Origin of the sequence: Sinomonas cellulolyticus, assembly GCF_014656475.1 — a bacterium.
GTDB lineage: Bacteria > Actinomycetota > Actinomycetes > Actinomycetales > Micrococcaceae > Sinomonas > Sinomonas cellulolyticus.
In genome coordinates this window covers 23,703-44,140 of record NZ_BNCM01000009.1, presented here as the reverse complement: position 1 = coordinate 44,140, position 20,438 = coordinate 23,703, and the positions used below count along the sequence as shown (strand labels likewise).

The 20,438-nt window shown below is 70.7% G+C and carries 20 protein-coding genes and 1 tRNA gene; 12 read left to right on the top strand and 9 right to left on the bottom strand.

Going from position 1 to position 20,438, the window contains the following annotated elements; genetic code table 11:
- Positions 1-46 precede the first annotated feature (46 nt).
- Both IE231_RS12185 and IE231_RS12180 read right to left on the bottom strand, forming a co-directional pair.
- Entirely contained in the window at positions 47-481 is a 435-nt protein-coding gene (locus IE231_RS12185) for a DUF6314 family protein (RefSeq protein ID WP_229866809.1), read from the bottom strand.
- A gap of 13 nt (positions 482-494) precedes the next feature.
- Positions 495-568, bottom strand: a tRNA-Arg gene (locus tag IE231_RS12180).
- A gap of 85 nt (positions 569-653) precedes the next feature.
- Here IE231_RS12180 and IE231_RS12175 point away from each other — a divergent pair.
- The gene (locus tag IE231_RS12175) at positions 654-1,487 is read left to right on the top strand and encodes a hypothetical protein (protein ID WP_189694241.1); all 834 of its coding nucleotides are present in this window, start codon (positions 654-656) and stop codon (positions 1,485-1,487) included.
- Here the strand turns inward: IE231_RS12175 and IE231_RS12170 are convergent.
- The gene (locus IE231_RS12170; protein WP_189694240.1) at positions 1,420-2,052 is read right to left on the bottom strand and encodes a hypothetical protein; all 633 of its coding nucleotides are present in this window, start codon (positions 2,050-2,052) and stop codon (positions 1,420-1,422) included. The genes IE231_RS12175 and IE231_RS12170 overlap by 68 nt on opposite strands.
- Positions 2,053-2,108: 56 nt before the next feature.
- Here IE231_RS12170 and IE231_RS12165 point away from each other — a divergent pair, with 56 nt between their 5' ends.
- The 8 genes from IE231_RS12165 to sucD all read left to right on the top strand — a co-directional run bounded on the left by IE231_RS12165 (position 2,109) and on the right by sucD (position 10,545).
- Positions 2,109-2,960 (top strand): inositol monophosphatase family protein, encoded by an 852-nt coding sequence (locus IE231_RS12165; protein WP_229866807.1) that lies wholly within the window; start codon positions 2,109-2,111, stop codon positions 2,958-2,960.
- Between the two features lie 83 nt (positions 2,961-3,043).
- A complete protein-coding gene (locus IE231_RS12160) occupies positions 3,044-3,232 on the top strand; it encodes a hypothetical protein (protein ID WP_189694239.1) in 189 nt (62 codons plus the stop codon).
- 149 nt (positions 3,233-3,381) lie between these two features.
- Positions 3,382-3,891 (top strand): DUF892 family protein, encoded by a 510-nt coding sequence (locus IE231_RS12155; RefSeq protein WP_189694238.1) that lies wholly within the window; start codon positions 3,382-3,384, stop codon positions 3,889-3,891.
- 36 nt (positions 3,892-3,927) lie between these two features.
- Complete coding sequence (locus IE231_RS12150; RefSeq protein ID WP_189694237.1) at positions 3,928-4,173, top strand: hypothetical protein; 246 nt, start codon at positions 3,928-3,930, stop codon at positions 4,171-4,173.
- A gap of 78 nt (positions 4,174-4,251) precedes the next feature.
- Positions 4,252-6,852, top strand: coding sequence for a DNA helicase PcrA (pcrA, locus tag IE231_RS12145; RefSeq protein WP_189694236.1), 2,601 nt, complete (start codon positions 4,252-4,254; stop codon positions 6,850-6,852).
- A 70-nt stretch (positions 6,853-6,922) separates the two neighbouring features.
- Positions 6,923-8,218: a glycosyltransferase gene (locus IE231_RS12140; RefSeq protein ID WP_189694235.1), complete on the top strand. Its 1,296-nt coding sequence runs from the start codon at positions 6,923-6,925 to the stop codon at positions 8,216-8,218.
- Between the two features lie 199 nt (positions 8,219-8,417).
- On the top strand, positions 8,418-9,596 hold the full coding sequence (gene sucC / locus IE231_RS12135; protein WP_189694234.1) for an ADP-forming succinate--CoA ligase subunit beta: 1,179 nt from the start codon (positions 8,418-8,420) through the stop codon (positions 9,594-9,596).
- Between the two features lie 13 nt (positions 9,597-9,609).
- Positions 9,610-10,545, top strand: a complete 936-nt coding sequence (sucD, locus tag IE231_RS12130; RefSeq protein ID WP_189694233.1) for a succinate--CoA ligase subunit alpha — start codon at positions 9,610-9,612, stop codon at positions 10,543-10,545.
- Between the two features lie 254 nt (positions 10,546-10,799).
- Here the strand turns inward: sucD and IE231_RS12125 are convergent, their stop codons facing one another.
- A complete protein-coding gene (locus tag IE231_RS12125; protein WP_189694232.1) occupies positions 10,800-11,921 on the bottom strand; it encodes a flavin-containing monooxygenase in 1,122 nt (373 codons plus the stop codon).
- A gap of 123 nt (positions 11,922-12,044) precedes the next feature.
- Positions 12,045-13,709, bottom strand: a complete 1,665-nt coding sequence (locus tag IE231_RS12120) for a LuxR family transcriptional regulator (protein ID WP_189694231.1) — start codon at positions 13,707-13,709, stop codon at positions 12,045-12,047.
- Positions 13,710-13,794: 85 nt separating this feature from the next.
- Between IE231_RS12120 and IE231_RS12115 the strand changes: the two genes are divergently transcribed.
- From IE231_RS12115 to IE231_RS12105, 3 genes are all read left to right on the top strand, one after another.
- Positions 13,795-14,865 carry a zinc-dependent alcohol dehydrogenase family protein gene (locus tag IE231_RS12115; protein ID WP_189694230.1) on the top strand — a complete coding sequence of 357 codons (1,071 nt, stop codon included), beginning with the start codon at positions 13,795-13,797 and terminating at the stop codon, positions 14,863-14,865.
- Positions 14,862-15,296 (top strand): nucleoside deaminase, encoded by a 435-nt coding sequence (locus tag IE231_RS12110; protein WP_189694229.1) that lies wholly within the window; start codon positions 14,862-14,864, stop codon positions 15,294-15,296. The genes IE231_RS12115 and IE231_RS12110 overlap by 4 nt, the downstream gene beginning before the upstream one ends.
- A 69-nt stretch (positions 15,297-15,365) precedes the next feature.
- Positions 15,366-15,767: a hypothetical protein gene (locus IE231_RS12105; RefSeq protein ID WP_201896889.1), complete on the top strand. Its 402-nt coding sequence runs from the start codon at positions 15,366-15,368 to the stop codon at positions 15,765-15,767.
- A 56-nt stretch (positions 15,768-15,823) separates the two neighbouring features.
- Here the strand turns inward: IE231_RS12105 and IE231_RS12100 are convergent, their stop codons facing one another.
- The 4 genes from IE231_RS12100 to IE231_RS12085 form a co-directional block, all read right to left on the bottom strand.
- The gene (locus tag IE231_RS12100) at positions 15,824-16,612 is read right to left on the bottom strand and encodes an IclR family transcriptional regulator (RefSeq protein ID WP_189694228.1); all 789 of its coding nucleotides are present in this window, start codon (positions 16,610-16,612) and stop codon (positions 15,824-15,826) included.
- Positions 16,613-16,693: 81 nt separating this feature from the next.
- Positions 16,694-18,007, bottom strand: coding sequence for an MFS transporter (locus IE231_RS12095; protein WP_189694320.1), 1,314 nt, complete (start codon positions 18,005-18,007; stop codon positions 16,694-16,696).
- A gap of 148 nt (positions 18,008-18,155) precedes the next feature.
- Positions 18,156-19,007, bottom strand: coding sequence for an IclR family transcriptional regulator (locus IE231_RS12090; RefSeq protein WP_189694227.1), 852 nt, complete (start codon positions 19,005-19,007; stop codon positions 18,156-18,158).
- A 153-nt stretch (positions 19,008-19,160) separates the two neighbouring features.
- Positions 19,161-20,414 (bottom strand): aminopeptidase P family protein, encoded by a 1,254-nt coding sequence (locus IE231_RS12085; protein ID WP_189694226.1) that lies wholly within the window; start codon positions 20,412-20,414, stop codon positions 19,161-19,163.
- Positions 20,415-20,438: the final 24 nt, after the last annotated feature.

Below are 20,438 nucleotides of genomic sequence, written 5' to 3'. Positions count from 1 at the left end.
TGACCCCTGGTCGGGGAGGTGACCCCTGATCGGGGAGGGCGGACGGTCAGTGGATCCGTCGGAGGGTGGTGTCCAGGAGCAGGTCCTTCGCGGGGCCGCGGACGTCCCAGGTGTAGCGGAGTTCGTCGGGGCCCACCGCCTCGTAGTGCACCCGGTAGTCGTCGGGCGAGCACCAGTGGCTGCCGTCTGCCGACGCGCCCGTGAGGTCCACGGTGTGGAAGGGCCGCCCGTCCGGGAAGAACACATCCATGGAGCCCGGCGACGCGCCGGGGCGCCACACGTACTCTCGGAACGCGTGTCCCTCGTGGGTGCCCCAGCGGACGGTGCCGTCCTCGCGCTGGTCGAGCGCGCCGTCGTCGTCCGCGGAGAGCGCCGAGAAGGTGACCGTGCCGGTGAACGCGCCCTCTGCACCCGTGGCGCGGTCCAGGAGCCTGCGCTCCACGGACCAGGAGCCTTCGAGGTAGGCGCGCAGATCGGGCACTGGATACAGCAAGTGCCCCCGACCGGAATCGAACCGATGGCCTGCCCTTTAGGAGAGGGCCGCTCTATCCTACTGAGCTACGGGGGCCCGCCCGGTCGCCCGGGCACGCACCCAAGCATACCGGCTGGCGGGGTGCCCGCTGTCACGGCCGCCCCGTCGCTAGGCTGGGCGCGTGGCCACCGCAGATGCACCGACGAACCGTGTCCGGCACTACCTCGGCGCGTGGTCCGCCGTGAGCGTGGTCCAGTTCTTCGTGGCGGAGGCCGCCACCATCGCCGCCTGGCGGGGCCCCGCCCCGTACAGCCGCAGGCTCAACCTGATCAGCGACCTCGGGCAGCGCCACTGCGGGCTCCACGGCACCCGCGAGGTGTGCTCGCCGCTGCATGCGCTCATGAACGTCTCGTTCGTGCTGCAGGGGTTCGGGATGGTCATCGCCGCGCTGCTCATCACCTCGACGGTGCTGCGCGTCGCCGCTGACGTCTCCGCGATCCGCGCCGAGACGCGGCTCACCAGGGCCGTCCTCGCCCAAGCGCGCACGACGCCGCGCGGAGGCGCCCGCACCCGGGTCGCCGCAGCCCTGGCCTCCGGCCATCCGGCCGTCGCCGTGCCCTGGGCCGCTGCCTTGGCGGTGCGCGTGCTCGTGGGCCTCGCCGGGGTGGGCGTGGCGGTGGTGGGCTTCGCCCCGCAGGACACCAACGAGGTTCTCCACCTGGCCGGGGCCGGCACCTACTTTGTGTGCGGCTCGGCGGCGCTCGTGGTCCTGGGGATCCTGTGGATCGCCCAGACCGCTGCGGCGTGGCCGATCCTGCTGCTGGGCGGCGCCTCCTTCGTGGCGACGCTGACAGGCGGGGCGCTGTTCCTGCGGGTGCCGGAGCCCGGCACCTTCGAGCGCTTCATGGCCTACCCGATCACGGTGGGGATCGCGGTGGCCGGCGGCGTCATCGCGTACCGGCTCGGCGTCCCCGCCGCGAGGCAAGTACTGCGGCGCCGGCTCCGATCAGGGTGAGGAAGAGCAGCGCCCAGCCGAGGACCACGAGGACCGAGGCGAGCGCGGCCGTGCCCGCGTCCGCGCCCGGCCCGACGGCGTTGTCCACGGCAATGTTGCCCCAGAGCCGCACGACCGCGAACGCACCGACGAGCGCGAACGCGGTCCAGCGCAGCGCCTTGGACTTCAGCCACGTGCCGAAAACGAGCAGGAACGTGAAGCCCGTCACGAGCGGGAAGATCGTGCCGGCCGTCTTGTGGACGTAGTTGAGCTGGCCGCGCGCGGCGTCGTCGAGGGCCCCCTGCAGCTGGTGCGCGTACTCCGGGGAGAAGCCGAGGATGAGCGAGTCCGGCATGGCGAGGCCGCCGGAGAGCTGCGTCATCTGGGTCAGGACGAGCAGGTGGTAGTACCAGAACATGAAGACGCTGGCCCCAAGCCCGGCGATGATGATGAGCCGGGCGTTGCCCTGCGCCTGCTCGGGCGTGCGGGCGGTGGTGGGATTGGCTGGCTTGCCGGAGCGCGCGGCCGGGGCGGCCGCGGCGCGCTCACCGTGCTTGCGCGCCCGCTGGGCGGGGGTCTTGGACATGCTCCCATTATCCAGCCCCCGGCTGGGGCGCCGGATGCCCCGGGTAGGCTGGGCACGTGGCTGAGACCAACGACCCCTTCCGCACCCCGCCCGAGAACTTGCCCGAGCTCGACCCGTCGCTCTCCGACGCAGACCTCGCCGCGGAGCTCGTGCGCAACGCCGGCACTCTTGCGCTGGAAATGCGCCGCAGCGGGCTCGACGCCGTGCGCAAGACCTCGGTCTCGGACATCGTCACCGCTGCGGACAAGGCTGCCGAGGCGTACGTGCTCGCGCAGCTGCGCCGCTGTCGGCCGGACGACGGCGTGTTCGGCGAGGAGGGCGCGGACGTGCCGTCCCGCTCCGGCCGCACCTGGGTGATCGACCCAGTGGACGGCACCTACAACTTCTTCGCCGGGTCCAGCTACTGGTGCTCGGCGATCGCCCTGCGCGGCCCGGCCGCCACCACGGACGCCGACCCAGACGCGCTCCTCGGCGCGGTCTTCCAGCCCCAGGAGGGCAAGCTGTGGCTCGGCGGTACGGAGACGCCGGCGACGCTCAACGGCGCACCGCTGTCCGGGCCGGCCGATGCAGAGCTGGGGCTCCTCGGGGCAGCGACGTCGATCCAGCCGCGCTGGCTCGAGCAGCCGCTCTCGGCCATGCCCTGGCACGCGGCCGCGATCCAGGCCGCATCCATCCGCATCCTCGGCTCCGGCTCCTGCGACCTGGCCCGCGTCGCCCAGGGCGAGATCGGCGTCTGGTTCCAGCACTCGTGCCCTCAGTGGGACTGGCTTCCCGGCAAGGCCATCGTCACCGCGGCCGGGGGGACCACGGCCACCGTCGAGGTCAACGGCCTCACGTGGTTCGCGGCGGGAGGCGCGACGGCGGTGCGCCAGGTCGTCTCGGCCCTCGCGTCTGCGCAGCTCGTCTGAGCCCTCCGGCCGGGCGCCCTTGACCCACCGCGGGCCCGGTGATGTTCTGGAGGAACCCTGTAGGACCGTCTAGGAGGACAACGATGGCAAGCATCGATGGCCAGGATCCGGCCCGCGTACGCACCGAGGACGAGGACCCCTCGCTCGACTTCCCGGTGGAGGACGATCAGACGGTGTGGGACGAGGAGGACGGCCTGATCGACTCCGAAGAGGTCGTGGTTGAGGCTGATCTGGCGGACGTGGCGGACCAGCACCGCGACGTGGAGGACTAGCAGCCCGCGGACTTCATCGCCTCCGGCCCGACGTCATTGCCCCTGCCCGGACGCGGCGGGAGAATGGCTGTAGGACTGGGGCGGACGTCGCCGCAGGCAGGATTCAGACCTCGCGCCCGCTGCTGGCCCGCTGGGAGGGAGGTTCTGCCATGTTCGAGCACTTTTCCGAAGCGCACGAGCTGTTCGTCTACCGCCTCGGCATTGCCCGGGGAGCGAGCCGCCGCGCCATCGTGACCTTGGGTGTCCTGGAACAGGAGTCCCAGCGCCGCGAGGTTGCTGCCCTCATGCTCGACCTGAGCGAGGAGTCGCGGCTGCATGCCGCGGTCCTCGAGGACTGCTTCGCCGAACTCGAGCGCAACGTCGCGGTGCCGCCCGGCCACGCGGCGGACGGCCTCGACCGGGAGGCCCACGCGGTGCTGCGCAAGACGGCGGACGGCATCAAGGACCTCGCCGTGCTGCCCCTCGCCCTCGAGGTGGTCTACGAGGCCATTGCGATGTACGAGCCGCTCACCGTGTACGCGCGCGAGTGGATCAGCGGCCACTTGGCCGACCAGCTCGAGAAGTGCCTCGTCGAGCAGATCGCCTCGCGCAACCGGGTGCTCGAGCTCATGCGCGAGGTGTTCGCGAGCACCGAGACCGTGCAGGCCAAGGTCGACTAGGGCGACCATTCTGGGGCGAATCCAAGGAGGGACACCGTGAAACACCACGACCAGGGCTCTCGGGAGCCTGGGGACCACGAGAGCCGGCCCGAATCCTTCATGCGGGCGATGGGCCATCTCCGCAACGTCTACGGACCCGCCAACCGACGGACCGCACAGGAGCCCGAGCGGCACGGCCACAACCCGGAGGACGTCAAGGAGGAGCAGGAACTCGCCGGCATCGAGGTCGTGACCGACAGCGAGGGGCACCGCTACGGCGTGCGCAAGCCGACCGAGCACTGAGGGAATCAGGGCGCAGGGCGCGTCGCCCCGGCCCGGGGCCACGAGAAGTGTCCGACCCCGGACTAAAATGGATGGATCATGGACATGCTCTTCGATCCTTACGCCCACCTGCCCAAGTCCGGTGCTTCCGGCATGGCCGAGGGGATGACGGGGGTCGCGGCAGGGATGCCGCCGGAGCCCGAGCCGGAGGAGTTCCTGCCCGCACCGGAGGAGGAGTACGGTGCCCCGGAAGACCTCCCCGAGGGGTGGCTTCCGGCCTCCGATCCCGCCGACGACGCGCGCCGCGAGGCCGAAGCGCGGGCCGCGCACCTGCTCGAGGGGCTGAACCCGCAGCAGCTCGAGGCCGTCACCCACGCGGGGAGCCCCCTGCTGATCGTCGCGGGGGCGGGATCGGGGAAGACGCGCGTGCTCTCGCACCGCATCGCCTACCTCATCGCCACGGGCCGCGCGCACCACGGCGAGATCCTCGCGATCACCTTCACCAACAAGGCCGCTGCCGAGATGCGCGAGCGCATCGAGGCCCTCGTGGGCGAGCGCGCCCAGCGCATGTGGATCTCCACCTTCCACTCCTCGTGCGTGCGCATCCTGCGCCGCGAGGCGAAGAACGTGGGGCTGAACTCGAACTTCTCGATCTACGACTCGGCGGACTCGCTGCGCCTCATCACCCTCGTGCACAAGGGCCTCGAGCTGGACCCGAAGAAGGTGGCTCCGAAGGCCATCCAGCACAAGATCTCCGCGCTGAAGAACGAGCTCGTCGACGCGGACGACTTCGCGTCCCGCGCGAACATGAACGACCCGTTCGAGGCCGGCGTCGCCGAGGTGTACAAGGGCTACACGCAGCGCCTGCGCCAGGCCAACGCGATGGATTTCGACGACCTCATCGCCGAGACCGTGTACATGTTCCGCGCCTTCCCGGCCGTGGCCGAGATGTACCGCCGCCGTTTCCGCCACGTGCTCGTGGACGAGTACCAGGACACCAACCACGCCCAGTACGCCCTCGTCCGCGAGATCGTCGGCGCCGCAGGGGACGGGGACGGGCCGGAGCCTGCCGAGCTGACCGTGGTCGGCGACTCGGATCAGTCCATCTACGCGTTCCGCGGTGCGGACATCCGCAACATCGTGGAGTTCGGAAAGGACTATCCGAACGCCCGGACCATCAAGCTCGAGCAGAACTACCGCTCGACGCAGACCATCCTCTCGGCTGCCAACGCCGTCATCGCCCGCAACCCGAACCGTCCCGAGAAGCGGCTGTGGACCTCGGAGGGGGACGGCGAGAAGATCATCGGCTACGCGGCCGAGAACGAGCACGAGGAAGCACGCTTCATCGCCCAGGAGATCGACCGGCTCACGGACACCGGCGACTTCCGCCCGGGGGACGTCGCAGTGTTCTACCGCACCAACGCCCAGTCGCGCAGCCTCGAGGAGATCCTCATGCGTGTGGGCCTGCCGTACAAGGTCGTGGGCGGCACGCGCTTCTACGAGCGCAAGGAGATCAAGGACGCGCTCGCGTACCTGCGCGTCCTCGTCAACCCGGACGACGACGTGAACCTCCGCCGGGTGCTCAACGAGCCCAAGCGCGGCATCGGCGAGCGCGCCGAGGGGACCGTCGCCGCCCTGGCGGAGCGGGACCGCATCTCCTTCATGGCGGCCCTGCGCCGCGCCGACGAGGCCCCCGGGATGGCCACCCGGTCGCTCAACTCGGTCGCGGCCTTCGTCAAGCTGCTCGACGACCTGGCGGAGGTCGCGGAGGGCTCGGGGCCCGCCGAGGCCCTCGAGGCCGTGCTCGAGCAGACCGGCTACCTCGCCGGCCTGCGCAGCTCGACCGATCCCCAGGACGAGTCGCGCGTCGAGAACCTCGCCGAGCTCGTCGCCGTCGTGCGCGAATACGCGCGCGAGAACCCCGAGGGGAGCCTCGAGGAGTTCCTCGAGCAGGTCTCGCTCGTCGCGGACGCGGACCAGATCCCGGATGCGCCCGACGGCGCGTCCCAGGCCGAGGTGGATGCTGCGGTCGCGGAGGCGAAGCGGCAGGGGGTCGTGACCCTCATGACCCTGCACACGGCGAAGGGACTCGAGTTCCCGGTCGTGTTCCTCACGGGCATGGAGCACGGCGTCTTCCCGCACCGGCGCGCCGCGACGGACCCCGAGGAGCTCGCCGAGGAGCGCCGACTGGCCTATGTGGGGCTCACCCGCGCCCGCAAGCGCCTGTACCTCACCCGCTCCGAGGTGCGCAGCCTCTGGGGGCAGAGCGAGTACTACCCGGCGAGCCAGTTCCTCGGGGAGGTCCCTGCCGACCTCATCGACTGGAAGCGCGAGGGCTCCAAGCGGCCGCCGGCAGTGGGCACCGCGGGCGGCGCAGGGAACGGCCGGTGGGACCGCTCCGGCGGCCGCTACGGCGGCTCGTCGTGGGGGGCAGGCACGAGCCGGAACGCGAGCTTCTCCTCGATCTCGCCCGCCTCGGGCGGTTCCTCGGCGACCGCCGCCCAGAAGAAGGGCCGCGTTCAGCCGCAGAAGGAGGTCATCTCCGTGGCGGTGGGGGACAAGGTCAACCACACGGCCTTCGGCAACGGGACCGTGATCGGGGTCGAGGGTGCCGGGGACAAGACCGTCGCGAAGGTCAGCTTCGACGTGGGCGAGAAGCGTCTCCTCCTGCGGTACGCACCATTGACCAAGGTGGTCTGAGCCCTCTTCTCAGGCTCCCTCCCGGGCCGTACCGTGGTGACTGGTCTCGGATTCGCAGATGGAGCACATCATGAGAGTCCTCTTCGCCAGCCTCACCCAGGACGGCCACTTCAACCCGCTCACCGGCATCGCGAAGGCCACCCAGGAGGCCGGCCACGAGGTCGCCTTTTACACCGGGAGCCTGTACGGGCCGAAGCTCGCCCGCATGGGGGTCCGGCACTTCCCCTACGTGCGCGCCACGGAGGTGACCGCTGAGAACATCAACGAGATCTTCCCCGAGCGCACCAAGCTCTCCGGCCCCCGGCAGATCTCGTTCGACGGCCGGGCCTTCTTCGCGGACAACGTCGGCCGGTTCTTCGAGGACCTGCGCGAGATCAGGGAGACGTTCCCGTTCACCGTGCTCGTGCACGACACGGGCTTCTTCGCCGCCGAGCTCGCCGTGCGCTTCCTCGGGGTGGCCTCGGTGCCGGTCAACGTGATCGGGGACATCGAATCCGCGCCGGACGTCCCGCCGATGTTCTTCGGCTTCGGCTATCCCCGCAACCGCCTCGACCGGGCAAAGCACGCCGCGGCACGCTATGTCTCGAACACCGTGGTCCTGCGGCCCGCCAAGCTGCGCTACCGCGAGATCCTCGCCGAGTACGGCGTCCCGTTCGACCTGCGCACGGTCATGACCGATGTCCCGTACCGCGTCGCCTCGGCGGTCATCCAGACTGGGACCCCCAGCCTGGACTTCCCGCGCCGGGCCACGAATCCGAAGGTGCGGCATGTCGGCGCGCTGCTTCCGTGGCGCGACCCGGAGGGCGACCGCGGCACCGATGTCCCGCTCGGTGGGTACCGGCGTCGTGCGCTCATCTCGCAAGGCACCATCGACACCGCGGACTTCGGAAAGCTCATCTACCCCGCGGTCGAGGCGCTGCGGGACAGCGGTATGCAGGTCGTCGTCTCCACCGGGAGGCAGCCGGCCGGCCCCGTGCGGGAGAGGATCGGGGCGGAGAACGTGGTGGTCGAGGAATTCCTGGACTTCGACGCTGTTCTCCCGGCCTCGGACGTGTACGTGACCAACGGGGGTCAGGGAGGCGTGCTCATGGCCATCAGCGCTGGCGTTCCCATGGTCGTTGCGGGACTCAACGAGGGCAAAGGGGATGTCAATGCCCGGCTCGCCTACCGCGGGCTGGCCGAGGACCTGCGCACCGAGAGGCCGCGCCCCGAGGCGATCCGGGCAGCAGTCGAGCGCGTGCTGGCCGACGACGCGATGCGCGATCGTCTGGCGGCCGCGCGGGCAGAGCTCGCAGCCCTCGACCCGCTCGCGGAGAGCGTGGCGGTCATCGAGTCCGTCGGCGCACGGCAGGCCAGCTCCGCCTAGCACGGTCCGTGGCCGGCGCGCGGATTCTACACGCTGTAGAGCTGTGCCCTTGGTCACGAATGGCGCCCCGGTTCAATCCGCAACGCCGCAAGGGGCTAGAGTTTCCCCTTGGAGCATCAGGCCCGCCGTCGGGGAGCTCCCCGCGGCGCCTCGTGGCTTGCTCCGAGTCAGCACTACTTCGACGTAGAGGACCTGAACCGTGGACCTGTTTGAGTATCAGGCGCGCGATCTGTTCGAGGCGCACGGTGTTCCCGTGCTTGCCGGGATCGTTGCGTACACCCCCGAGGAAGCCAAGGCCGCGGCCGAGAAGATCGGTGGAGTCACCGTCGTCAAGGCTCAGGTGAAGGTCGGCGGCCGCGGCAAGGCCGGCGGCGTGAAGGTCGCCAAGACCGCTGACGAGGCGTTCGAGCACGCCTCCGCCATCCTCGGCATGGACATCAAGGGCCACACGGTCAAGAAGGTCATGATCGCCGCCGGCGCCGACATCGCCGAGGAGTTCTACTTCTCGGTCCTGCTGGACCGCGCCAACCGCAACTACCTCGCCATGTGCTCGGTCGAGGGCGGCATGGAGATCGAGCAGCTCGCCGTCGAGCGCCCGGACGCCCTCGCCAAGGTCCCCGTCGACCCGGCCGTCGGGATCGACGCCGCGAAGGCCGCCGAGATCGTCGAGGCCGCCGGCTTCGCCCCCGAGCTTCGCGAGAAGGTCGCGGACGTCATCGTCAAGCTGTGGGACGTCTTCAAGGGCGAGGACGCCACGCTGGTCGAGGTCAACCCGCTGGTCCGCACCGGCGCCGGGGACATCATCGCCCTGGACGGCAAGGTCTCCCTCGACGAGAACGCCGGCTTCCGCCACCCGGAGCACGAGGAGCTCGCCGACAAGGACTCCGAGGATCCGCTCGAGGCCAAGGCCAAGGCGCTGGACCTCAACTACGTCAAGCTCGACGGCGAGGTCGGCATCATCGGCAACGGTGCGGGCCTCGTCATGTCCACGCTCGACGTCGTGGCCTACGCCGGCGAGAAGCACGGCAACGTCAAGCCGGCCAACTTCCTCGACATCGGCGGCGGCGCTTCCGCAGAGGTCATGGCCAACGGCCTCGGCATCATCCTCGGCGACGAGCAGGTCAAGAGCGTGTTCGTGAACGTCTTCGGCGGCATCACCGCGTGCGACGCGGTGGCCAACGGCATCGTGGGCGCCCTCGACAAGCTCGGCGACAAGGCTGACAAGCCGCTCGTCGTCCGCCTCGACGGCAACAACGTCGAGGAGGGCCGCCGCATCCTCCACGAGGCCAACCACCCGCTGGTGACCCTCGCCGAGAACATGGACCAGGGCGCGGACAAGGCCGCCGAGCTCGCAAACTCGTCGAACGCAGCGAAGTAAGGGACGCCACACCATGTCGATCTTCCTCAACAAGGACAACAAGGTCATCGTCCAGGGCATCACCGGCGGCGAGGGCTCCAAGCACACCGCCCGCATGCTCGCGGCCGGGACCAACATCGTGGGCGGCGTGAACGCCCGTAAGGCCGGCACCACGGTCTCGCACACGGACCAGCACGGCAACGCGCTCGAGCTGCCCGTCTTCGGCTCCGTCAAGGAGGCCATGGCGGAGACCGGCGCGGACACGTCCATCGTGTTCGTCCCGCCGGCCTTCACCAAGGACGCCGTGGTCGAGGCCATCGAGGCCGAGATCGGCCTCGTCGTGGTGATCACCGAGGGTGTCCCGGTGCAGGACTCCGCCGAGTTCTGGGCGCTCGCCCAGTCCCGCAAGGACGCGAACGGCAACCAGACCACCCGCATCATCGGCCCGAACTGCCCCGGCATCATCACCCCGGGCGAGGCCCTCGTGGGCATCACTCCGGCGAACATCACCGGCAAGGGCGGCGTGGGCCTCGTGTCCAAGTCCGGCACCCTGACCTACCAGATGATGTACGAGCTCCGCGACCTCGGCTTCTCCACCGCCATCGGCATCGGCGGCGACCCGGTCATCGGCACCACCCACATCGACGCCCTCGCGGCGTTCGAGGCGGACCCGGAGACCAAGGCGATCGTGATGATCGGCGAGATCGGCGGCGACGCCGAGGAGCGCGCTGCCGAGTTCATCAAGAACAACGTCACCAAGCCGGTCGTCGGCTATGTCGCGGGCTTCACCGCCCCCGAGGGCAAGACCATGGGCCACGCCGGCGCCATCGTCTCCGGTTCCTCCGGCACCGCGCAGGCGAAGAAGGAGGCCCTCGAGGCCGCTGGCGTCAAGGTCGGCAAGACGCCGTCCGAGACCGCCCACCTCCTCCGCTCGGTCTACCCGGTGCACACCCCCGATTCAAACCTCTGATGCACGCGGGGCTGAGCACAGCCCGAACCACGACCGCGGCCGGTCGCCTTCTCTGCGGAAGGCGACCGGCCGCCGTCGTCCGTGGGTGAGTCAGCTTCTGGGTGTCATACCCTGGAGTGCAGGGAAGGCTGGGGAGGAGTGCAGCCCCGGCCTCGTCCCCACCCACCGGAGGTGACCCACGGAAGGTGACCTCCAGAAGGTGGCCTGCAGGAGGTGGCTTCCAGAGGGCGACTCTGAGACGGCAGCTAGAGGGTTCAGACGGGGGCGAGGGAGCGGGCATGGATCATGTCTGCGACGACCTTCGCGTCCTTCCCCACGCCGCCCACGAGGTGCGAGGCGAAGGTTCGCTGGAACATCAGCCCCACGAAGTACAGGCCGGGGACGCCGTCTGCCGCGCCGTCGTGCTCCGCGGGGAACCCGTCTGTCCCGATCTGGACGCCGACAGGCAGGAACGAGTAGTCGCCCCGGTATCCGGTGCACCACAGGACGTTCGCGACGTCGAGGACGGTGCCGTCGTCGAGCTGCGGCTTCCCGTCCACCGCTCCTACAGTGCGAGCCTGGGTGCGGTGGATGCCGGCGGCATCGAGGTCGCGGCGCTTGGTGCGCACGAGGGGAGCGCTGCCGCTGCGGATCTTCGGCCGGACTCTGCGGCCGATGGGGTTCTTCAGGGTCAGGACGTAGTTCGACACGAGCCAGAAGAGAGGGCCGCGGACGAACTCGTTGCCCGGGATCTCGCCCGGATGCCGCCCCGACAGCCACGTCTCGTGCCCCGACCGGACCGCCTCGAGGGCGAGATCCGCCCCGGACGTCCCCGCGCCGACCACGAGAACCGGCCCGGGGAGCAGCTGGTCCGGGTTCTGATAGCGGCTCGAGTGCAGCTGCCGGATGCCGGGGTCCAGAAGGGCCGTGACCTCAGGGATCTTCGGCTCGGCATCGGAACCGGTTGCGACGACCACGTGTGCGGCGTCGATGGTGCCCGCACTCGTTGCGACCCGGAAGCCGCCGTCGTCCAGCGCGTCGACGCGGGTGACTCGTGTTCCCTTGAGGATCTGGTCCGCGAACGGCGCTGCGTAGGTCTCGAGGTAGTCTCCGAGCTCGCGCGCGCTCGGGAACGCGAAGCGGGGGCCCGGGAACGGTGCGCCGGGAAGGCCGTTGGCGATGGCCGGAGTGAAGAGGCGGAGGGAGTCGTAGCGCTGGCGCCACTGGTCGCCCACCCGCTCAGCCGCCTCGACGACGAGGAAGTCGCTGCCTGACTCGGCGAGCCAGTGCGCCGCCGCGAGGCCGGCCTGGCCGCCGCCGACGATCACCGTCTCCACACGCCGGGGGTGCTCGTCGCTGCCGAGGGGAAGGGGTGTCTGGGGCTGGATGCTGCTCATGCCTCGACGGTACGGCTGGGTTGCACGGGAGCGCGTCGGGCGGATGGTGCATTCCGCGTGCGGAGGGCATGGGCATTTCTATGCAGGGGAGGTGACCCCGGGTCGTGGGGAGCTGACCCCGGGTCAGAGGAGGCCGTGCTCGTAGGCGTAGGCGGTCGCCGCGGCGCGGGAGGCGATGCCCAGCTTCGCGTAGATGTTCGCCAGATGCCGCGCCACGGTCTTCTCGCTGATCACGAGGCGCCCCGCGATGGCCCTGTTCGTGAGCCCTTGGGCCGCGAGACGCACCACCTCCACCTCGCGGTCGGTCAGGGGCGCGCCCGGGCTTTCGGCGGGGGAGCCCGGCGCATCCGCCGGCAGTGCCGCGAGGTCGGGGGCGGCGCCCAAGCGCTCGAACGTGGACCGCGCGGCCTCGACCTCGAGCGCGGCAGCCTCATCGTCCCCGAGGGCCGCATAGCAGCGCCCCAGCACGGCGCGGGCGCGAGCCTCGAGGTACGGCATGCCGAGGCCGTGCCAGGCCAGGGAGGCCTCGCGGAGACGCCCGACGGCGAGGGCCGCCTCGCCCGCGGCGCACAGGGCCACGCCCTCCGCCGTGAGGGCCCTCGCCCGCGGCACCGGCGCGGATGCTGTGCGCGCCTGCTCCGCCCTCTCCGCGACTGCCGCGAGCTCACGGGCGCCGGCGCGCGCCGCTTCGACGTCGCCTGCGGCAGCCATCACCTCCACGTAGGCCGGGAGGAACTCGTCGCGCTCGCTGCGGCGGGTCAGCTCGGTGTTGAGGCGCCGTGCCGTGACGGCGGCAGCGTCCGCCCGGCCCTGGGCAAGCCGGAGCAGCATGAGCCCCGGCTCGGGCCTGCGCCCGGCCGAGTTGGCGAGCCGGTAGGCGTCTTCCGCCTCGGCGAAGCGGCCGGCCACCCGGTGGACCTCCCCCAGCTGGTAGCTGGCGAGGCCCGCGTCCGAGGCGAGCAGCCGGTGGGTGGCGCGGAGTGCCTCGTCGAGCGCGCCGGGCCAGTCGCCGTCGAGCATCTTCACCTGGGACCGGTGCACGAGGCACTGGCCCCGGAACGGGACGAGCTCGGGGCTGCGGTCGCACCACGCCGTTGCCGCGGCGGTCCATTCGCGGGCCCTCGCCAGATCGTCGGCCCACAGGGACGCGGAGATCACCGAGCAGTACGCCACGCCGTTCACGATCGGGGTCCGGACCTCGTTCGCGGCCACCCGCGCCATGGCCTCGTCCAGCTCGGCGAGGCCATCCGCGGTGCCTCCCAGCCGCAGCAGGGCCCACCCTGCGCTCAGGTGGGAGAACACCTCGGTGTCCGTGTCCCCGGCGGGTCGTGCCAAGGCGATCGCCTCGCGGGAGAGCTCGAGGGCCCTGCGCACCTCTGCGGGATCGGCCGTGGCGAGGCTGCGGTGCCCCAGGCCGGACAGCAGGAGCGCCCGTTCGGGCCCGAGATGGCCATCGTCCAGCACGGCAGCGAGGCGCCGCCCCCACGCCTCCGCCTGCGCGCGGTCCCTGCGGGTGTCGTGCGCGAAGGAGAGCCAGAAGGCGGCGCGGGCGGCAGCGGCGTCGTCGTGCGCGGCGAGGAACTCCCGGAAGGCCCTGACGAGGAGATCGATGCTGCGCTCCTCCCGCCCCAGCAGGTACGCGCTGAACGCCGTGAGCATGAGGTCGCGGGCGCTGAGGGGCGCGGCCCGGTCCGCTCGCTCGAACGCGTCGAGCGCGCGTGTCCAGGCGCCGGCAGCGTAGAGCCTTCGGCCGTCCGCCACGAGCGGTGCGGGGGTGGATACCGCCACGAGAAGAGGATATGCCCGACGCGCCGGCGCGACATCCGGAGTAGGTTTGACCTGAACCGCCCCAACGCCAACGCAAGGAGCCTCCATGCGCGCCACGATGATCCACGGAACCCGCGACATCCGCGTCGAGGACCGGCCCGACCCCGAGCTCCTGCTCCCCGGCGACGCGGTGGTCCGGGTGGCTGCTGCATGCGTGTGCGGCTCCGACCTGTGGCCGTACCGCGGTGTCCGGGAGATCACCGAGGCCAAGCCGATCGGGCACGAGTTTGTGGGCGTGGTGGAGGAGGTCGGCGACGAGGTCACCGCGGTGAAGGTGGGCGACTTCGTCGTGGCGCCCTGGGCTATCTCGTGCGGCGAGTGCCCGCCGTGCCGTGACGGGGTGCAGGTTGCCTGCGAGCACCGGGCGGCGTGGGGCGCCACCGACGAGAACGGCCTGCCCGTGGACGGAGGGCAGGGCGAACGTGTCCGCGTGCCCATGGCCAACGGCACCCTTGTGCCCGTCCCCGGTGTCACCGATCCGGACGAGGACCTCACCAAGAGCCTCCTCACCCTCTCCGACGTCATGGGCACCGGCCACCACGCCGCGGTCGCCGCTCACGTGGGCCCCGGCCGCAGCGTCGTGGTGGTGGGCGACGGCGCCGTCGGCCTCTGCGCGGTCCTCGCGGCGAAGCGGCTGGGCGCCGAGCAGATCATCGCCATGTCCCGGCACGAGGACCGCGCGGCCATTGCCCGCAAGTTCGGCGCGACGCACGTGGTGGCCGAGCGCGGCAAGGAGGCCGCCGAGAAGGTGCGGGAGATCCTGGGCGGCGTCCTCGCGGACTCGGTGCTCGAGTGCGTCGGCACCCACGAATCCATGGACCAGGCGCTGCGCTGCACGCGCCCCGGCGGCAGTCTCGGCTTCGTCGGTGTCCCCGCGGGCGGCTCCGAGCTGCCGATCGGCACTCTGTTCGCGAAGAACATCTCGGTGGGCGGCGGCGCCGCCTCGACCCGGGCCTACCTGCCGGAGCTCCTCGACGACGTGCTCTCCGGAGAGATCAACCCCGGTCTCGTGTTCGATGCGGTCATGCCGCTCGAGGACGCGGCCGAGGCGTACAGGGCCATGGACGAGCGCCGCTCGATCAAGGTGATGCTCGTGCCCGCCGACGCGCAGCGATGAGCGTTCCGGGGTTCGAGGCCGCGGTGGCGGCTGCGCGCGAGAGCCTCTCGCAGGGCGGGGTCCCCATCGGCGCGGCACTCGTGCGCGGCGGCGAGGTGGTCGCCGTGGGGCACAACGAGCGGGTCCAGCAGGGGGACCCGATCGCCCACGGCGAGATGTCCGCACTGCGCGCCGCCGGGCGCCAGCGCAGTTACCGGGACACCGTCATGTACACGACCTTGGCCCCGTGTGCGATGTGCACGGGTGCGATCCTCCAGTTCAAGATCCCGCGCGTGGTGGTGGGGGAGGACCGGACCTTCCCCGGCGAGATCGGGCTGCTGCGCTCGCGGGGTGTCGAGGTCGAGGTGCTGGACGATCCGCGCTGTGCTCAGATGATGGCCGAGTTCCAGCGGGATCACCCCGAGGTGTGGGCGGAGGACATCGCCGAGTAGCCGTTTGCCGGACGGACTCGAGGGAAGTGTGCAGGGGCAGGGCACAGTTCCAAGACAAGGAGGCCGGGCATGGCAGGCAAGCAGGAGAAGCAGGAGAAGGAAGGCGGCATCCGCACGGGCAAGGGCTCGTCGGACTCGCTGAAGTACTCGCAGGAGATCACGTCGCCTGACGAGGAGCCGGAGCGTGAAGGCCGCAGCCTCGTCACGACGAACCACGATGTGATCCGCCAGTGGGCCGAGGAGCGCAACGGCGTGCCCGCGACCGTCCCCGGGACCGAGCACGGCGGCCGGCCGGGCGTGCTGCGCATCGACTTCGGCGGCGACAGCGACTCGCTCGAGAAGATCAGCTGGGACGACTGGTTCGGCACGTTCGACGAACGCCGCCTCAACTTCATCTACCAGGAGCAGCGCAGCGACGGCCGCCAGTCCACGTTCTTCCGGCTGGAGAATCCGGACAGGGAGGACGGCTGATCGGGGAGCGCGTGGCCGCGGGCGCGTGATCCCGGCGGCGCCTGACTCCCGGGCCCCTAGTCCGACGGGTTGCCGCCGAGCCGGCGCGTGACCTCGGCCGCCGCCCCGGCGCACTCCTCGCCGAGACCCGCCAGCTGCGCCTCCGAGATGCGGAACCGGGGCGCCGAGACGAGGACCGCCGCGACCACCTCGCCGCGGTGGTCGCGGACGGGGGCGGAGACGCCCACCTCGTCGGGAGCGGTCTCGCCGTAGTTGACCGCATACCCGCGCTCCGCGGCCTCGGCGAGGCGCGCGGCGTAGGCGCCGAGGCCTGCGTCGTCCGCGTCCGACAGCGCGACGGTGCCGTCAGCGACGAGCGCGCGTGCCGACTCCGCCGGCATGGCCGCGAGGAACACCTGCACCGACGAGGAGAGCGCCGTCGCATAGCGGGTGCCCAGAGGGGTGGTGTGCTTGACCTGGTGGGGGCTCGGAACCTGCTCGACCGCCACGGCCTCGTGTCCGCTCCACAGCAGCAGCGCACTCGTCTCGCCGGTGCGCTCGGTCAGCCCGCGCAGCACGGGGATCGCAGCGCGCCGCACATCCAGGTCGGCGAGCAGGGGGCCGGCCATGGCGATGATCCCGAGGCCGAGCCGGTAGCGCCGCGAGGCGGGGTCCCGTTCGACGAGGTCCTCGGACTCGAGCGTGGCCAGGACCCGCGATGCCGAACTCTTATGCATGCCGACCCGGGCGGCGATCTCGGTCACGCCCAGCAGCGGCTCGTCGACGCTGAAGCAGCGCAGTACCGCGAGGGCGGTTGAGACGGGGGAGCCTCCGCGTCCCTCGGAGGGCTCGCTGTTCTCAGTCATGGACACACCCTATCCGCGACGCACGACGACGGCGCCGCACTCCCCGCGCGGGGGAGGCGGCGCCGTCGTGGGCGGCACAGGTCAGTGTGCGAGGGGCCTGCGTGAGGTCTCCTTGGCGCACAGGACGGCGATGAGCGAGATGACCGCCGCGGCCACCAGGTACCAGGCCGGGGCGAGCTTGGTGTGCATGAGCCCGATGAGCAGCGTGGCCATGAACGGGGCAGTGCCGCCGAAGACCGCGTTGGCCAGGTTGAAGCTGACCGCGAACCCGGAGTAGCGGATGCGGGTCGGGAAGAGCTCGGCGAGGAAGCTCGGCAGGGTCCCGTCGTTGAGGGTCAGCATGGCGCCGAGGAACACCTCGACGAGCAGGATGACCAGGAAGTTCCCGGTGTCCAGGAGCATGAAGGCCGGGACGGTGAGCAGGATGAAGGAGACCGACGCCGAGATCAGCACGCGCTTGCGGCCGAACCGGTCCGAGGCGAGCCCCGTGAGGAAGATGAAGCCGATGTAGGTCAGGAGCGCGATCGTGGTGGCGAAGAACGACTCCGTGGCTCCGAAGCCCAGCTCGGTGGAGAGGTACGTGGGCATGTAGGAGAGGATCACGTAGAAGCCCACCGCGTTCAGCAGCACTGCTCCGACCGCGAGCAGGAGCGCGCGCCAGTGGTTGGCGAACATGTCCTTGACGGGGGCGTGGACGACCTCGTCCTCCTTTGCGAGCTCGCGGAACACGGGGGTGTCCTCGAGCTTGGTGCGGATGTACCGCCCGATGAGGCCCATCGGGGCTGCGAGGAGGAACGGAAGCCGCCAGCCCCACTCGGCCATCTGCGCATCGCTGAGGACGATGGAGAGCAGCGCCGCGAGGAGCGAGCCGAGCAGGAGGCCTGCGGCGGTGGAGGCCGGAACGACGGCGGCGTAGAGCCCCCGCCGGTTGGCCGGGGCGTACTCGACGAGGAAGGCCGAGGCGCCCGCGTACTCGCCTGCCGCGGAGAAGCCCTGGATCACGCGGATCACGAGCAGGGCGATGGGCGCGCCGATGCCGATGAGGCTGTACGAGGGGATCAGCGCGATGCAGAAGGTCGCGCCGCTCATGATGAGGATGGAGAGGGACAGGGCGGTGCGGCGTCCTACACGGTCGCCGATGTGGCCCCAGACGAAGCCGCCGAGCGGGCGGACGAAGAAGGAGATCGCGAAGACCGCGAACGTGGCCAGGAGCGCCGTCTGCTTGTCTGACTCGGGGAAGAAGGCTGCGGCGATCGTCGAGGCGAGGTAGCCGTAGACGGCGTAGTCGAACCACTCGACGAAGTTGCCGATGAAGCTGCCCCAGATGACGCGCCGGCGGGCTTCCTTGCCCAGGCCGTGGCCGTCGTTGGGGCGCGGGTGCCCGCTGAGGGACATGTCGCCGTCGGCATCGGAGACGCCGCCGTTGGCGCCGCGCACGGGAGCCGTCCCGGGGAATTGATCTGTGCTCATGGAAGTTGAACCCACCTGAACTCATGGTTGCGATTCGCGCAACTCGGTTGCATCAGGATAGGTGTGCCGGTGATCACATGGCAAGGGGGTCTGCGCTCAGGCTTCCCTCCGACCCGAGTGTGACGTCGCCGCCCAGGCGGCGCGTGATGTCCTCGGCGGCGCGTGCGCAGGCGGTGCCGAGCGCCTCGAGCTGCTCGGGTGAGACGCGGAACCGCGGCGCGGAGACGAGCACTGCTGCCACCACCTCGCCTCGGTGGTCGAGCACTGGGGCGGACACCCCCACCTCCTCGAGGGAGGTCTCGCCGAAGTTCCACGCGTACCCCCGGCCAGCGGCCTCGGTGAGGCGGCCCGCGAGTGCTTCGAGGCCGGCATCGTCCTGGGGCGCGTACGCCACGATGCCGTCCTCGACGAGGCCTCGCACCGTCGCCGGGGGCAGGGTGCCGAGGAAGACCTGCACGGACGCGGACAGCGCCGTTCGGTACCGGGTGCCGAGGGCCGTGGTGTGCTTGACGAGGTGCGGGCTCGGAACCTGCTCGACGGAGACCGCCTCGTGCCCGCTCCACACCAGCAGCGCACTCGTCTCGCCGGTGAGGTCGGTGAGCTCGCGCAGCACCGGATGCGCCACGCGCCGCACGTCGAGTTCCGCGAGAAGCGGTCCGGCGATCCCGATCACTCCCAGGCCGAGGCGGTACCGGCGGGTCAGCTCATCCCGCTCGACCAGGTCCTCCGCCTCGAGGGTGGCCAGCATCCGCGACACCGAGCTCTTGTGCAGCCCGATCCGGGCGGCGATGTCCGTGACTCCCAGGAGCGGTTCCTCCACCGTGAAGCAGCGCAGTACGGCGATGGCGTTGGTGATGGGGGAGGTGCCGCGGGCCTCGGGCTGCTCGCCGCTGCTGACCGTGCCCAGCTGGTCTGGCTCGCGCATGGCGGTCCTTTCGGTCTCGTGATCGTGATCGTGTCGCGGACGACGGCGGCGCCGCACCCCGCGTGGCGGGATGCGGCGCCGCTGTGCTCACCGGGGCCGGTCCCCGTGACGAGCCCGGCCCCGGATCCGGGATCGCTGCCTGCCGTGGTTGGCTCAGGCCTCGACGATGTTGTGCTCCGGGCCGAACCCGAACTTCGTGATGTTCTCGACCGTGTCCTCGCCGATCACGAGGATGTCGTGCTCGCGGTAGCCGCCCGCGCCCGGCTGGCCGTCGGCGACGGTGATCATCGGCTCCATCGACACGACCATGCCCGGCTCGAGCACGGTGTCGATGTCCTCGCGGAGCTCGAGGCCGGCCTCGCGGCCGTAGTAGTGCGAGAGGACGCCGAACGAGTGGCCGTAGCCGAACGTGCGGTTGGGCAGGAGGCCGTAGCCGACGTAGATCTCGTTGAGCTCGGCGGCGATGTCCTTGCAGACCGCGCCCGGCTTGATCAGCTCGAGGCCACGGCGGTGGACCTCGACGTTGATGTTCCACAGGCGCAGGCTCTCCTCGTCCGGCTGGCCGAGGAAGAGCGTGCGCTCGAGGGCCGTGTAGTAGCCGGAGGTCATCGGGAAGCAGTTCAGGGAGAGGATGTCGCCCTTCTGCAGCTTGCGGGTGGTGGCCCAGTTGTGGGCGCCGTCGGTGTTGATGCCAGACTGGAACCAGACCCAGGTGTCGCGGACCTCGCGGTCCGGGAAGGTCTTGGCGATCTCGTGGACCATGGCCTCGGTGCCGATGAGGGCGACCTCGTACTCGGAGATGCCCTCGCGGATGGCGTTGCGGATGGCCTCGCCGCCGAGGTCGCCGATGCGGGCGCCGTGCTTGATGACCTCGATCTCCTCGGCCGACTTGATCATGCGCTGCCGCATGGCGTCCTGGGAGACGTCGAGGAGCTCGGCGCCGGGGAATGCGGCGGCGATCTTCTCGCGGGTCAGGCCGGGGAGGAAGTCGTCCTCGACGCCGAGGCGGTTGGCCTTGACGCCGCGCTGGCGGAGGGCCTCCTGGAGGCCGAAGTAGAAGTTGTCGCGGCGCCAGTCGGTGTAGACGATGTTCTCGCCGTAGGACGTGCGCCACGGCATGCCGGCGTCGATGTTGGCGGTGACGGTGACCGAGTCGTCGGCGGTGACGACCAGGGCGTAGTTGCGGCCGAACGTCGTGTAGAGGAAGTCCGAGTAGTACTTGATGCCGTGGTAGCTGGTGAGGATGACGGCGTCGAGGTCCTTGGCCGCCATGATCTGGCGGAGGCCAGCGAGGCGGCGCTCGAACTCGGCGTCCGAGAAGGTGAGCTTGCCCTTGCTGCCGTTGTGGAGCACCTTGAGGCGCTCGAGCTCGGCGACGTTGGTGACGGGGTTCAGGTCGACGGACATGGGGGTCTCCTCCTGGAAGGGGTG